The organism is Fictibacillus fluitans, assembly GCF_030418125.1.
Lineage (GTDB): Bacteria > Bacillota > Bacilli > Bacillales > Fictibacillaceae > Fictibacillus_C > Fictibacillus_C fluitans.
On the sequence record NZ_JAUHTR010000007.1, the window covers coordinates 188,269 to 202,594 of the forward strand.

The 14,326-nt window shown below is 45.3% G+C and carries 12 protein-coding genes, 2 pseudogenes and 1 riboswitch; of the genes and pseudogenes, 2 read left to right on the forward strand and 12 right to left on the reverse strand.

The window, feature by feature from the left end; all coding sequences use genetic code 11:
* Positions 1-35 precede the first annotated feature (35 nt).
* Positions 36-722, forward strand: coding sequence for a hypothetical protein (locus QYB97_RS14585; RefSeq protein ID WP_301166734.1), 687 nt, complete (start codon positions 36-38; stop codon positions 720-722).
* Between the two features lie 39 nt (positions 723-761).
* On the opposite strand, the gene QYB97_RS14590 is transcribed toward QYB97_RS14585, so the two are convergent.
* The 10 genes and pseudogenes from QYB97_RS14590 to QYB97_RS25220 all read right to left on the reverse strand — a co-directional run.
* Positions 762-1,370, reverse strand: a complete 609-nt coding sequence (locus QYB97_RS14590) for a DedA family protein (RefSeq protein ID WP_301166735.1) — start codon at positions 1,368-1,370, stop codon at positions 762-764.
* Between the two features lie 88 nt (positions 1,371-1,458).
* Positions 1,459-2,844: an MATE family efflux transporter gene (locus tag QYB97_RS14595; protein WP_425589805.1), complete on the reverse strand. Its 1,386-nt coding sequence runs from the start codon at positions 2,842-2,844 to the stop codon at positions 1,459-1,461.
* Positions 2,841-3,197 carry a GIY-YIG nuclease family protein gene (locus QYB97_RS14600; protein ID WP_301166736.1) on the reverse strand — a complete coding sequence of 119 codons (357 nt, stop codon included), beginning with the start codon at positions 3,195-3,197 and terminating at the stop codon, positions 2,841-2,843. Before QYB97_RS14600 ends, QYB97_RS14595 begins: the two co-directional genes overlap by 4 nt.
* A 19-nt stretch (positions 3,198-3,216) precedes the next feature.
* Positions 3,217-3,969: a DUF2087 domain-containing protein gene (locus QYB97_RS14605; protein WP_301166737.1), complete on the reverse strand. Its 753-nt coding sequence runs from the start codon at positions 3,967-3,969 to the stop codon at positions 3,217-3,219.
* 136 nt (positions 3,970-4,105) lie between these two features.
* Positions 4,106-5,299, reverse strand: a complete 1,194-nt coding sequence (locus QYB97_RS14610; protein WP_301166738.1) for a nucleoside transporter C-terminal domain-containing protein — start codon at positions 5,297-5,299, stop codon at positions 4,106-4,108.
* A 135-nt stretch (positions 5,300-5,434) separates the two neighbouring features.
* Positions 5,435-5,542: riboswitch (purine riboswitch) on the reverse strand.
* 79 nt (positions 5,543-5,621) lie between these two features.
* On the reverse strand, positions 5,622-6,497 hold the full coding sequence (gene purU / locus QYB97_RS14615; RefSeq protein ID WP_425589806.1) for a formyltetrahydrofolate deformylase: 876 nt from the start codon (positions 6,495-6,497) through the stop codon (positions 5,622-5,624).
* Positions 6,498-6,575: 78 nt separating this feature from the next.
* Positions 6,576-7,541, reverse strand: a complete 966-nt coding sequence (locus QYB97_RS14620; RefSeq protein WP_301166740.1) for a nuclease-related domain-containing protein — start codon at positions 7,539-7,541, stop codon at positions 6,576-6,578.
* 239 nt (positions 7,542-7,780) lie between these two features.
* Positions 7,781-8,488, reverse strand: coding sequence for a DNA alkylation repair protein (locus QYB97_RS14625; protein WP_301166741.1), 708 nt, complete (start codon positions 8,486-8,488; stop codon positions 7,781-7,783).
* A 95-nt stretch (positions 8,489-8,583) separates the two neighbouring features.
* Positions 8,584-10,962: pseudogene (locus QYB97_RS14630) on the reverse strand (efflux RND transporter permease subunit); the annotation flags it as partial.
* Positions 10,963-11,100: 138 nt separating this feature from the next.
* Positions 11,101-11,850 (reverse strand): annotated as a pseudogene (locus QYB97_RS25220) (efflux RND transporter permease subunit); the annotation flags it as partial.
* A 174-nt stretch (positions 11,851-12,024) separates the two neighbouring features.
* On the opposite strand from QYB97_RS25220, the gene QYB97_RS14635 reads away from it, so the two are divergent.
* The gene (locus QYB97_RS14635) at positions 12,025-12,912 is read left to right on the forward strand and encodes a TetR/AcrR family transcriptional regulator (RefSeq protein ID WP_301166743.1); all 888 of its coding nucleotides are present in this window, start codon (positions 12,025-12,027) and stop codon (positions 12,910-12,912) included.
* 37 nt (positions 12,913-12,949) lie between these two features.
* Here the strand turns inward: QYB97_RS14635 and QYB97_RS14640 are convergent, their stop codons facing one another.
* On the reverse strand, positions 12,950-13,471 hold the full coding sequence (locus QYB97_RS14640; RefSeq protein ID WP_301166744.1) for a ferric reductase-like transmembrane domain-containing protein: 522 nt from the start codon (positions 13,469-13,471) through the stop codon (positions 12,950-12,952).
* Positions 13,468-14,316 (reverse strand): FAD:protein FMN transferase, encoded by an 849-nt coding sequence (locus QYB97_RS14645; RefSeq protein ID WP_301166745.1) that lies wholly within the window; start codon positions 14,314-14,316, stop codon positions 13,468-13,470. The genes QYB97_RS14640 and QYB97_RS14645 overlap by 4 nt, the downstream gene beginning before the upstream one ends.
* Positions 14,317-14,326: the final 10 nt, after the last annotated feature.

Genomic DNA, 14,326 nt, shown 5'->3' on the forward strand with positions numbered 1-14,326 from the left:
AAGTTTTTACAATGAAGAGAGCGAAAGGAGGAACCATGAAAAAATTTGCCTTCATTCTTTCAGCAGCCTTATTTTTGGGCGGCTGTTCACAGAACGCAGCGGAAGAGCCTAAGAAAGCCGGTGCTGAAAGTAAAGCAGAACAAGCGAAAGAGCCAGAAACGGAGAGTCCGACACCCAAAGCGGCCGGCAGCGGCCAGCCCAATCCACAGGTGACCGATGACAAGACACTGACAAAAGTAGGACAAACCTACCGGGATGACAAAGGACAAGCCACACTGAAAGCCATAAAACAAATCAACAAAACCTATAAGCAGGGACCTGTTGAACTGACAATTAAAGATATCAAGCTTATTCATTTAAGACCGGACTATGGCATGATTGATTACTTTCACGTGCTGACTCACAGAGAAGAATTTGATTTTGTGAAAATCAGTGCCAGGATCAAAAACAGTTCATCAAAACCGGTGAATTACGCTCCCGTCGCTCTCCTGAAAACCAATACAAACAAAACCTTTGATTGGGAAAAAGATATTTATCTTGAAAGGCTTGAGGGGAAATTGCCCGCTAATGGCCAAAAATCAGGCAGCCTCGGATTTATCGTGAATCCAGAAGAAAACGAATCGGCGGATAACGTGAAATGGATCGAGATTACTACCAGTGATGTGTTTGACCAGTCCAAAAAGAAGATCAACGACTCAGAGAAAATCAAATTGAGCTTTTAAGCAAAAAAGGGGGCCATGACACCGCATGGCTTCCCTTTTTTACTGTCTTCTTTTTTTCTTTACATAATAAAATACAAATAAACCCAATGCTGCCGCAAGCAAGGCATACATCACATTGGAATAGATGTCCATAAAGTGAACCACCTGCTCCCAGTTGCGGCCAAATGCTGCCCCTACATAAACCAGGATCGTATTCCAAATCAATGTACCTAGTGTTGTGAACAAGAGGAACAGGCTGAACTTCATGCCTGACATCCCCGCCGGAATGGAAATCAGGCTTCTGATCAAGGGAACGAGCCGGCAAAAGAACACCGCCCAATAGCCATACCGGTCAAACCAGTTGTCTGCTTTATGAATATCTTCCTTTTTCAATCTGAGAAGATGTCCCCAACGCTCGACGATTCGTTCGAGCCGCGGAACATCAAGAAAGGTTCCGATCTTGAACAGCACCGCGGCCCCAAAAACAGAACCTGCTGTTGAAGCCAATATCACACCCAAAACCGTCAGCTTGGAAAAGGACGTCATCATTCCTCCGAACGTCAGAATAACTTCGGAGGGAATCGGCGGAAAAATATTTTCAAGGGCAATCATAAAGAATACGCCGATATACCCGAATTGTTCGATCACATGGGTAATCCAGTTTTGCATAAGAAACCTCCTGAAAGCTTTGCACTCCCTAACCTATTACGAACGAAAACCGCTTTGGTTTCATTTTCATCCCAAAGCGGCTTTTTTATTAATCAATCAAACGGACAATCTGTTTATTCTTCCAGGACAGCCGGTAATACGCATACTGAAGGGCAAGCGTAACAGCAAACGCTGCGGGATACCCCACCCAGATGCCCCTGATTTCAAGACTGGTATATTGGGATAAATAATAGGCAAGCGGAACCTCAACAAGCCAAATGGGCAAGATGCTCAATATCGTTGGCCACAGAACGGTACCGCTGGCTCTCATCGTCGCATTTAAAATCGCGGAGTGGCCCATGATCACATAGCTCCACAACGTAATCACCAGAAGACTGTGGGCAATATCGACCGTCGTACCGCTCGTCAGGAATAGACTCAGGATCGGCCTTGAAAAAAGATAGATCAGAATAATGATGGTGCCTCCGAGAACATAGTTAAGCAGGATCCCTGACCGAATAACCAATTTCAGCCGTTCCATCTGGTTGGCCCCAATTGATTGCGCCGCAAAAATAGAAACGGCAATGCTCAACGAAATTGCCGGCATTTGTACATAGCTTGCGACCTGGTTGACGACACCATAGGCGGCGGTCGCATCCGATCCGTACCGGTTGACGAACGAGATGACCGCAATCTCCGATATGGACAGCAGAATCATGCTGATGCTCGATGGGATTCCCAGCCTGAGCAGCAGCTTCAACAGTTCCTTGTTAATTTTCAGCTTGCTGGCAATGGAGGAATCAAGCTGAAGGGGATGCTTCGTTTTCCTTAAATAAAAGATCATAGCGATAAAGGCAACAACGGTTGAAACCACCGATGAATAGGCGGCACCGTACACCCCTGTTTCCGGAAAACCAATCCAGCCAAACACAAACACCGGCATAAAGGCGATGTTCAGCACCGTGCTCACCACGAGAAAGTAAAACGGCGTTTTGGAGTCTCCGGTTCCTCTCATGAAGGTGGTGTATACCGAATAAAGAAACAGCACCGGCAGCGACCAGAACAGAATGCGGGCATAATGGGCACTCACATGGATTATGTTACCCGGTGTACCAATGATGCGCAATACTTCATAGGTGAAAATGCCGCCCAGTATGGCAAGCGCTATTCCAAGTAAAAAGGTAAAGGTTAACGTGGTGCCTACGATTGCCTTCAGCTTTTCCTCATTCTTTGCCCCAAACGCCTGCCCGATCAGGATGGAGCTTCCTGAACCGATCCCGATCACAAATGAAATCAGCAAAAAGAACAATGGAAAGAAGGCAGAGATAGCAGCCACGCTGTCCACTCCGAGCCATCTTCCGATAATGACCATGCCCGCCAGCTGTCCGGCGGATTGCATCACATTGCTGAACAGCAGCGGAACAAGAAAAAGCAGCATGGGCTTCATGACCGTCACCTGTGACGGCTGTTCCTGTAACGCTTCGTTTCCATTCATCGCGGTTTCTCCTTATTATAGCCACGGCTTCCAAATGGCTTCAGCTCTTTAAGCCATTTGTTCTCCAGTACTTCTAGTTCCCGTTTTTCGTTAAAGTAACCCGATTCTTTTTTCTCCAGTGTTTCGAGCACCTCGAATTGGAATGCCTCTTTTCCGTAAAGATTCCAGTCGTCCTGCAGTTCCCTGTTCGTACTGGATCCCTGCTCAAGCTCGAACTTTCTGCCGTTTAATGTTTTTACATTCCGGGTGCTTCCCACAAACATTTTTTGGTTCGCGGTGTTCTTAATGACATATACACCCGCTTCAATTTTTGTTTCAAGATATTGCTGCTTTAATTCTTTCCTTCTATTCAAAACGGTTTCCTTCCTTCTCCTATTTTTTCAGCCAGTAAGAACTTCCATCCGATTTCCGGTCAAGGAAACCATACTCAATCATGTATCGTCTTAAGGTAACAAAATCGTGATAAACACTCTTCAATACTTCATTTACATCCTTTTCAGAGTACGTCTCTTTTGCATGAAACAAGGTTGAAATTTCACGCAAAACCACGAGCTTCTGCTTCTCTTTTGCCGGGAAGGTTTTGAGCGTCCTGCTGTCTTCTATAAAGTACTTTTTAAGCATCTTTTCCTGCTCTTGTTTTGTGACATTGTACCGGTCATCCACCATGGTCGCCGTCTGATGAGGCGCAATCAGTGACGGCGCATGCTCATCCTTTTCCTTCAGCAGTTCCATAAGCGTCAGCAGCATTTTCGCCTGCCGTTCCTTTTCCTTCAGTACAAACCGGTGGTTGCGGATGGTCGATGTACTGCCGACTTCCATCTCCTGCTTAATTTCGGTGTCGCTTTTTCCTTCATAAAAAAGGCGCAGCAGCCTGTTTTGATGGTCCGTGAGTCCCGTCAGCTTTTTATTAAGACCGATGAGATACGTAAAAACTGATCCGTGCTCATGCTGAATATGAAGGTTCATGAACTTTTCCGCTTCATACAGCTTATTGTCCCGTGGATAAATCATGCCCTTCTCCACCTCATTGCCGCAAAGCAGGCAAACGTACTGCTCCTTTTCTTCGAGATACCCATTTTTCAAGTCTTCAAGCGGCGCTTCCCAAAAACGGTCGGATATAACCATACAACTAACAACTCCTATTATCGTTTACTTATTTACAAACATATTATGATAACGTTTGTTTATTGTCAATTTGTTTTTTTGTAAAAAAATGAAAAAAAGACCTTCCGGAAAAATATTCCGAAAGGTCTTTCGCTTTTTACCAGACAAAAAGTCCAACAAGCATGGCACTCAACAGCGATACAGCCATTCCGCTGACAAGCAGTTTCCACACGTTCTTACCGATGATCGCTGACTTTTCTTCTCCAAGGATGGAGTTGTACGTACCATAAATCATACCGACCGTACTAAAGTTTGCAAACGATGTTAAGAAGGTGGTAGCAACCGCCACGGTATGCGGCGGAAGTGTTTTCAACTGTGTTTTCAGATCCATCATGGCGACAAATTCATTGGTCGCCAGTTTAATCCCCATTAACTTCGCCACATACATGGCATCGTGTTTAGGAAGCCCCAGCAGGAACGCAAACGGGCTGAAGATCAATGAGAAGATTTTTTGGATCGTAAGACCATGGATAAAAAAGCCGAGAATGCCGTTTACCGCAGACGTTAATGCCACATATCCGATCACCATCGCAAGAATGACGATAACCATACGAATACCGACAAGCATACTGTTTGAGATGGTCGAGAAGAAATCTTTCTTTTCTTCCTTCGGCGGAACGTAAACCACGTCCTCTTCTTTCGATACATCCACCGGATGCAGGATACTTGCCAGCAGCAGCGCGTTCAGACAGTTAAGCGGAATTGCGGCAAACACATACGTTGCCGGAACCATCGTTAAATACGCTCCAATAATGGATCCGCTGATACTGCTCATGCTCATCAATCCGAACGTCAAGAGCCTGTGCTGCTTGAGCACGACCAACTGCTGGCGGATCACCGCAAGCGCCTCGGTATTACCAAGGAACATCATCTGAATGGAGAAGAAGCTTTCAAGCTTCGGCAGCCCGGAAATTTTTGAAATGACCCAGCCTACCTTATCAATGATCCACGTTAAAATACCGAAATATGAAAGAATATCAAAAAAGGTAACAACAAAGATAATAGGAAGCAATGCGCTAAAAAAGAAATCAACGTTTTCATTCGCCATAACCGACGGAAAGACAAACGCCGTACCGTCATTCGCACATTGAATGAGCCAGGAGAAAAACGCCGCAAACCGGTCAATGATCGCTGTACCGATTTTCGTTCCGAGCATAAACCACGTAATCAGCAGCTCAACAACAAACAAAACGCCGATCGATTTCCACTTCACATTTCTCCGGTTCGGGGAACAGGCAAACACAACGCCAACCACAACCAGGATGCCAATCACATTAATCAAAAAATACAAGCCAACCACTCCCACTTTTTCCGTATATAAAAAGCCCTCATTTCCCGCTTCCGTCCACCGGACAGAAAGCATGAAATAAGGGCAATGGGTTTATCCCTATGAAAAAAATCACAGGGGATACGTGACAAGTCCATTGATATATTCATACTTCCTTGTAGTCCGGCATTTAACGGCTGCCAGGTAGAGACTATCAGACCGAATTCGATTTACTGATATTATACAAGGATATTAGTTATTTTTTGTGAATAACGATTATTTTAGTACATACGTCATAGTTTGACAATATCTGCGTAAAAAGTCCTATTTTACAAAACTTTTTGAATTAATTAAAAACGATCGTTTTGTTTCCATGTACAAGAACGCGGTCCTGCAGATGCCAGTTTACTGCACGCGCCAGCACACTGCGTTCGATCGAACGGCCGATTTTCTTCAGATCCTCGGCATTATGATGATGGCTTACCCGCTCCACGCCCTGCTCAATGATCGGACCTTCATCCAGATCATTGGTCACATAATGAGACGTTGCCCCGATCAGCTTCACCCCGCGGTTATACGCCCGCTCATACGGCTTGGCGCCTATGAAAGCCGGCAGGAAGGAATGATGGATATTAATAATGCGGTGCGGATGCTTTGAAACAAAATTCGGAGTTAAAATCTGCATGTAGCGCGCAAGGATGATGAGTTCAATATTATACTCGTCCAGCAGCTGCAGCTGTTTTTCCTCCACTTCCTGGCGAATATCCTTGTTCGCCGGTATGTAATAAAACGGGATGCCAAGCGACTCCACCAAACCTTTGGAGTTTTCATGATTGCTGATGACAAGTGCAATGTCCGCATCCAGATCCCCGTTTTGGTATTCCCACAACAGCTCGAGGAGACAGTGCGGCTCTTTTGAAACAAAAATGGCGGTCTTTTTACGCTTGGATGCCAGTGACAGCCGCCAGTCCATATTAAATTCAGAAGCAATTTTCGAGAAAGACTGTTTCAGCGCGTCCGCCCTCTCGTGCAGGTTATCAATTTCAAACTCCACGCGCATAAAAAACAATCCCGCCTCAGGATCGGTGGAATGCTGGTTGGATTCCACAATATTGGCTCCCTGCCCATATAAAAACTGTGATACCGCCGCCACAATCCCCGGCTGGTCTCCACAGCTGATCAGCAATCTCGCTTTATTCGTGTTTCGTGCCTGTTCATTCATTTGCCTAATCTCCATTTCTTTGCCTTTTAGTATCTGAGTATACGGCATTGGCGCGGAAAAGTGAAATGAAAAATGAGGCTAGTCGTTAGTGGGGAGGTGGTAGATGGTGGATTTGTGATTTCCTTCGCGGTGGGTGGCTGCTGAGCTTAATAATCTAGTCATTAAATGAATTGAAGATATCAGGAGAAACTCTCTTGCTTCTTGGTTGGTGATCTTCTGGCTAATCAGATAACTGTAGTCTTTAAGTGCATCAATGTGTGCATTTTTGCAGGTACAATAACAATTCTTACAAAACCAGCCCCCATGTCTCCTTTCCATCGGTAGGAGACCGCAATCCATGCATTGGACTCCTTTTAATAGTTCATGTCTGCCTATCTCAAATTGCATCAAAATATCGGAATTCGCCTCACAGTGCTGTTTTAATAGAAGACGAATCATTTTCTTTAATTCTTTATCTGTAAGTACAACCTGATGGAAGGCATATAATTCAGTGATTTTTAGTGGGAGGGCTTCCCGGTGAAGGATTGTTTTACGCAGATATTTATGTTCTGGGGAAATCATGATTTGGGAGTTGGGATTACTGATTACTACAAAAGATTTAATATGAACCTCAGGAAACTTATGTTTGATTAACCAAGCTCTAAGCTGCATTTCATGCCGTTTCACTTGAAGGATTGGATCAGGAAAGACTTCATCCTTTCCATTGAGCGTGCGAACTAGCTGATGAAATTCCTGGTCAAAAAATAGTTTACCGGCGATATTTTTAACTTCTAATATGAGTATGAACCGAGGGGAAACGAGCAAAGTGTCGATCTGAAAGAAATAGTCGTTATGAGGAAGGCGGAGATCGTGAAGAATAAAGTAATCTTGGGAGGAAAGAAAGCTGAGTGGATAGTCTATGGAGTATTCCCCTCTGTACCCAGCCATCTTTTTTGCGAGATTTTCTTCAATATAGGGGATTTTAGGGTGATTTTTTGGTAATCTGCGCAACAATGATTGTAATTTTTGAATCATTAAGGGCAGTTGCCGCTTTTTTATGATCATCTCATCATTCCTTTGCTAAATTTATTAAGTTTATTGGCGATAGTCTGCTAACAGAATTTAACTTACTCTCAAAAAGTCTACATTTATTCTCAAAAAATCTTGTTTATTCTCAAATCAGGCCACTTTATTCTCAAATTCGGTTCAAATATTCTCAAACCGATTAACCCCATTGCATTTCGACTAATTTCGACACAATTAACCCTCACCAAAACCACCTCCTTCCTCCATCCGCATTCAATCTAGCAAATACATGTCTTCTTCTTCACACCGACTTTCCCGCGGTTCTTCACTTTTAAAATATAATCAGTTGCAAGCGGGACTTTGCAGGCGGTGTTGCCGGCATTCACATCAACCTTGCCCACCCGCTCGGCAACGGCCAGTGCTTCATCATGCAGGCTGCTGACGGCGCTCCCAGCCACGATCACAAAGCCGTTCATAACATAGCGGACACGATTTTGCTCGCCGTTAATGGTCTCTTCCACACGCTTCAGCAATCCGCGAATCTCTTCCAAATTCAGTTCTTCGTCCTGAGTAATCGACAGATAGCCGGCATAGGTGCTCCAGCCGCAGGCAGCCACCATCTCCCGCTCATCATCCATCCACTTGCGCGCCAGTTCCAGCGCGAACGGGCTTTCTGCGGCAACATTGGCTACGGTATACTCCGCAAGCATGTACCAATACGCTTTTTCAACCCAGTGCTCCAACTGCTGCCGTGTCAGCTTTTTTGGATCGACCCCAAGTCCTGCCAAGTACATCGCATCATGGTTTCCGGTATCATACAATGCCAGAGCCAGTTCCTGGTCCTTTTTCACGTATTTAACCAGCTTCTTCAGATCTCCTACCTTCACTCCGAAAAACGGTTCCTTAGCGCCATGCCTGATATAGGTTTTCTTTGTTTGCTCCGAGCCCATTTCTTCCAGCTGGTTCATGATTTCATCAACCGTCATTATCTCATCACCTCACCTTCTATAATTCGCTTCATCCTAAAAAAATCCCTCCACAAAAAAAGGCCCGCCCCAGCCGGGCAGGCCTCCAAAACCAATTATTCAGCGGTTTTGCGTTTTCTGTTTTTTCTCGTTAGCTTCATTAAAAACTCATAAACCACAGGCACGATGATCAGGGTCAGCAGCGTGGAGCTGGTGAGACCGCCGATAACCGTAACGCCAAGGCCTTTGGAGATTAAGCCTCCGCCTTCAAATCCGAGTGCCAGCGGGATTAATGCTCCAATGGTGGCCAGTGCAGTCATCAGAATTGGACGCAAGCGGGTTGCCGCTGCTTCCAGGAGTGCTTCACGCGTCGGCATTCCTTCGTTCTCTTTATGAATCACGCGGTCAATGAGCACGATTGCGTTTGTTACCACGATTCCGATCAGCATAAGTGCGCCAATCATGGCGGAAATGCTGATGCTTTCATCCGCGATATACAGCGCAAGGAGCGCACCGATCACCGTGAAGGGAAGGGAGAACAAAATCGCAAATGGTGCAAGAGCGCCGCCAAACGTTACTACGAGTACAAAATAGACAATCGCGACTGCGGCAAGCATGGCCAGGCCAAGCTGGCTGAAGGACTCATTAATATCCTCAGTAACGCCGCCCATCCTGACGTCAACTCCATCCGGAAGATCGAGCTTGTCAATTTTCTTTTGAACGTCCGCAGATACTTGGTTCACGTTCTTGCTTGTCACATCACCACTTACGCTCGCATAAATCTTGTCATCCTTGCGTGTAACGGTGTCTGCGGTTTCTCCTTCTTTTACTTTAGCTACATCACTGATAGGTACTTCTTTACCGGTCGCCGACTGCAGCTTCTTGTCGGTGAGATCATCAATGTTCTTGTAGCTGTTTTTATCTACTTTGATATAAACGTTGACATCCTTGCCGTCTTTTTTCAGTGTCGTTAAGGCTGATTGGTCACCGGAATCGTTCAATTCCATGCCGATCTGGCTGGCTGTAAGACCAAGCTTGCTCAGCTTTTCCTGATCTGCGGCAATGGTGTATTCCTGATAGGACTTGGAAAGGCTGGACCCAACGTTTCTCAGATCGTTTCGGTCATTGAGAATGTTTTGGACCTTCTCCGTTACCGGTTTGATGTCTTTCATGTTATTTCCGTAGACCTGGATTTCCAGCTTGTTGCTTCCGCCGGTAGCGCCAAAGTCCATCGCCTTCCATTCCCCTTTGTCGGTGGTTCCCTGCAGATCATCAATGATCTTCTTCTGCTCTTTTTCAAAGTTTGGCGTATCTTTATCATATTCCATAAAGAACATGGCCTGATTGCTTGCCGCAGGGTTCATCGGATTTTCCCCGCCAACGGAATACTGGATTGTTTTCACGTGGCTGCGGTCAAGCAGAAGTTTCTCTGCTATCAGCGCTTCATCTTCAACTTCTTTTTTCGTCTGGCCCGGTTCCGGGTTAAAGGTGGCAATGACCATCTTCTGTTCGTCGGATGGCAGGAAGCTGACGCCAATTTTCGGTACCAGGAACAAGCTGCCGGCAAGCATAAGAATGGCAAGACCGAATGAAACGATCTTATGACTGAGCGACCAGTTCAATACTCTTCGGTAAAAACCGGCAAGTGCTCCTGGCTTCTCATGGTCTGTTTCCCTCTTTTTGCTTAGTCCTTTTTTGAATAAAGAATCGGCAAATGCCGGTACAACCGTAATGGCCACGATCAGAGAGGCCACAAGGGCAAACACGATCGTCAGGGCAAACGGCATAAAGAGCTCACCGACCGGCCCTTTTACAAGACCCAATGGCAAAAATACAGCAATCGTTACAATGGTGGAGGACATGATTGGGATAAACATTTCCCGGGTAGCCGCTGTAATCAGCTGCTTGCCTCTGATTTCTTCACCCTTTAATGACATTCGCCGGTAAATATTTTCGATAACGACGATAGAGTCATCCACCACCCGGCCGATCGCAACGGTCATGGCCCCGAGCGTCATAATGTTCAGTGTGAGATCCATTTGCTTTAACGCCAGAATCGCCATTAACAGCGATAGCGGAATTGAAATAACGGCAATAATGGTAGAGCGGATATTACGTAAAAATAACATGATAATAATGATGGCAAACAATCCGCCAATCAATGCTTTGTTCAGCATCGTGCTTACAGAATCCTTGATGGGTGTTGCCTGGTCAAAGACGTTGACCGTCTTCAAACCTTCGTGTTCCTTTTTCAACTGCTTTAATTCTTTATTAACAGCGTCAGCCACATTTACTGTATTGGCATCGGCTGATTTGATCACTTGAAGACCGATGGATTCCTGGCCATTTGTTCTTGAAATGGACTCTGCTTTTCCTACCGTTTTGATGGTAGCAACATCTTTTAACTTCACCGTCGGAAGCTCTGATGGCTGAGCCTGCTGAGCTGCAGCTGTCTGCTCGGAAGCTCCCTGTTGCTGGGCTCCTTGACCGCCCGCTTGCTGCTGGGCTCCTTGACCGCCCGCCTGCTGCTGAGCTCCTTGACCGTCCGCCTGTTGCTGGGCTCCCTGACCGTCCGCCTGTTGCTGGGCTCCTTGACCTGCAGATGCGCCTTGACCCTGTGCTCCAGCTTCGGAAGCTTGAGGGGTTACCGGGATTTCCAGGTTTTTCAGTTCTTTTACAGTGGTGATTTGACCGTCGACAACGACAGATTTTTCGGTGTTGTTAAAGTTGTACAGACCAAGCGGCATGGACGCATTGGCACCCTTGATGAATTGCTTGACCGTGTCTTCCGTCAATCCGTTTTTCTTTAATTCATCGGCTTTAAAATCAAGCTGGACTTCTTCCACGTTTTGTCCCGCTACCTGTACGGATGAAACGCCTTCCACTCCTTCAAGGGTCGGAACGACATCATCTTCAACGGTATTGGTCAATTCCTTGAGCGATTTGTTTTTGTCGGACACGCTTAATGACAAAATCGGGAGGTCATTAAAGCTTTGCCGTGACACACTGGGATCTTCCGCAGAATCGGGTAGATTGATGTTGGCAAGAACTTCTTGTACTTCCTCTTTTGCTTTTTCCATGTCTTTATCAAAACTGTATTCGATTTGTACCGATGAGACGTTTTGATAAGAAGAGGAAGTGACCGAATTCACTCCTGAAAGATTCTTAACCTTTTTCTCAATCGGAATGGTCACCTTATCTGCCACTTCTTCAGGTGTGGCACCTGGATAGGCTGCTGTTACGGAAACAATTGGTGTGTTGATGTTAGGCATAGTCTCGAGCTTCATATTTAAACCGGAATAAAGCCCGGCCGCTACAACCAGCAGCGTTAACAGCCAAACAGCAAATTTATTCTTCAAACAGAATCGTATAATCCCACTCATTCTTGTTGCTCCCTCCACTAATGACTGACCAGTCGGATTGTGCTATAATATAAACGAACGGTCATAACAGTTTTAAATATATCTGACCGTCATCTGTAATGCAAGGAATTATAACGATTCTTCAATAGATATCTTTTTATCATTCAATTGGAAAACAGTATTCGGAGGTATGGGATGAAACAGAGAAAAGTCGAGATTATTGAATCTGCAATAGCGTTGTTTGCGGAGAAAGGATTTCATTCAACATCAATCCAGGACATAACCGATCATGCGGGGATGTCTAAAGGAGCATTTTATAATTATTTTTCTTCCAAAGAAGAATTGATGGTAGCGCTATTTCATTTTTACAACGATAAAATCACCCAAAGGATTTCAGCGATCGAAGACCAGAACCTGCCTCCGCGGGAAACCATTAAAAAACAGATGGTTGCGCTGTTTACTTCTTTTACAGAACATAAAAACTTCATCATCATGCATTTCAGGGAACAAAATTCCACGATCAACGAAGAAATGCGGAAACATATGCTCAAAACTCAGTACAAGTCCATGAAATGGCTGGAGAAAAACCTGCTCTCTTTGTATGGAGAGGATATTACCCCGCATTTGGGAGATCTAATCCTGATGGCTCAGGGGCTGCAAAACACCTACATCCGTATTTTTGTTTTCGATGACCAGCTGATTCAGCCGGAAGCATTGGCAGAGTTTTTGCTTCATCGGCTTGATGATATTGTTGACGGCCTGAAGAAAAAGAAAGATGTTATGATCTCGGGCGCTCATTTGGAAAACCTGTTTTCCCGCCTGCACCTTGATAGTGAACAGTCCCTGCAGGACACCATCCACCAGCGTCTGTTTACGATGGGAAAAACAATGGACGGCCTCCCCCTTTCAGCCGAAAAAAGAGATGAATTGAAAAGTGTGATCGAGTTTTTGCTCAGTGAAAACGAAAAAGAAACACCGAACAAAATGGTGTTTCAAGGTATGCTGGCCAATTTAAAAGGGATTAAAGAGCTCGAAAGCGAACGGAAAGATATTGCCAGAATTATGGGAATCGAGCTTTTATAAATAAAAAATGCCCGCGGTTAAAACCGCGGGCATTTTTTTATCTTAATGATCTTGTACGTGTCATTACCGCTCCAAGATAGATCGTTCCTCCAATAATAACAGCGAAAGTGCTCCAATAGAAAATCGGTGCCCAAATGGCGGAAGAATCCGTTCCCAATAAGATTCCGTGTAAAAAGGAAACGAGCCAAAGCGGAAAAACAAGGTAATGTGTTTTCTTCCATGCCGACCGGCCGATCATCTTCATAAAATCTGATGTGAAAAGAACGATGAGCAGCAGGTAAGCACCTATGGTTCCCAAAGCAGACAAAAATGGCTCGTAGGCTGACGCAAAAGGAATAAATATCGCTTCCAGCGAGTACGGCTGGTATTGATCAAATAATAGAAGAAAAGCATGAATGCCGATAAAAAGCATTGCAACCTGGCCAATGATCTGGTGAAACGAAAGATAAAATCCTTTGTTTCTGGGGACATGGCGCAGGATGCCGGCAAGCAGTGACAGAGTAAGCAGGAAATATGCCGTCAACCCTGTCGCTCGAACGAGTATCCAGATCCAGTTCAACGTGCCACCTCCATCTCTTTATACAATGCTGGGTTTCCGCCTGTTACAAGCTGGTGGTCCTCAAAATAAACAAAGTACGCAATCCCCGGGAAATTTTTCTGCAGCAGCGCCCTGGCCTCTTTGTACGGAAGAATGCAAAAGATCTTCGCAGCTGTTTCTGCCTCCATCACGGTTTTGGCAATCACACTTGCCTGCAAAACTCCATTGTTTGCCGGCTTTCCTGTTCGGCCATTCAGTATGTGATGTCCATTGTTCCACTTTCTATAATTCTTTCCTGAGGTCGCAAGCGCAGCGTTTTCCAGCTGAAGGCGGATCATATCTTGTCCCATGTGGACAGGATGCTCAATGCCTGCTGTCATGGTGCCATTAATGAGCAGGTCACCGCCGGCATTTACCAGCCAGTTCTCCTCATCTTTATAAAACCGCTCTTTCAGCCGGTCGACTATCAACCCTTTTCCAAAGCCTCCAAAGTCAAAAGAGAAAGGCTGCTTTTTTATGATCCACTGGTTTGTAAGCAACTCGACCGGCAACCGAAATGGAAGAGACCGTTCATTTGTAGAATCAGACATGGGCGTTTCGAAAATTAGTTCTCTTTCGGAAAAGGAAGAAACATATCCTGCGTTTTTCATCTCTTCTCCAACAAAAGGATGCACATAATAATGAGCCAGCTTGGCAAGTCTCAGTGAGCGCTTCAACAGTTCAAACAATTCCTGCTCCATAAATATCGGCGAATGCAGAGATGCGCTGTTAACAAAATCAAGCGCATTTCCCTTTATAAACCTGCTGGCGGTCTGCTCGAAATGTAATATCTCTTCTTTCATCTGCTCCTGAATCTCCGGTTTCATGCCCTCCAGA

Coding starts and splice junctions, on each gene's coding strand:
- QYB97_RS14590 (WP_301166735.1), bottom strand. CDS start 1,370: ATGCAAAACTGGATTACCCATGTGATCGAACAATTCGGGTATATCGGC.
- QYB97_RS14620 (WP_301166740.1), bottom strand. CDS start 7,541: ATGATCATAAAAAAGCGGCAACTGCCCTTAATGATTCAAAAATTACAA.
- QYB97_RS14625 (WP_301166741.1), bottom strand. CDS start 8,488: ATGACGGTTGATGAAATCATGAACCAGCTGGAAGAAATGGGCTCGGAG.
- QYB97_RS14585 (WP_301166734.1), top strand. CDS start 36: ATGAAAAAATTTGCCTTCATTCTTTCAGCAGCCTTATTTTTGGGCGGC.
- QYB97_RS14645 (WP_301166745.1), bottom strand. CDS start 14,316: ATGAAACCGGAGATTCAGGAGCAGATGAAAGAAGAGATATTACATTTC.
- purU (WP_425589806.1), bottom strand. CDS start 6,497: ATGAATGAACAGGCACGAAACACGAATAAAGCGAGATTGCTGATCAGC.
- QYB97_RS14595 (WP_425589805.1), bottom strand. CDS start 2,844: ATGAATGGAAACGAAGCGTTACAGGAACAGCCGTCACAGGTGACGGTC.
- QYB97_RS14605 (WP_301166737.1), bottom strand. CDS start 3,969: ATGGTTATATCCGACCGTTTTTGGGAAGCGCCGCTTGAAGACTTGAAA.
- QYB97_RS14635 (WP_301166743.1), top strand. CDS start 12,025: ATGAAACAGAGAAAAGTCGAGATTATTGAATCTGCAATAGCGTTGTTT.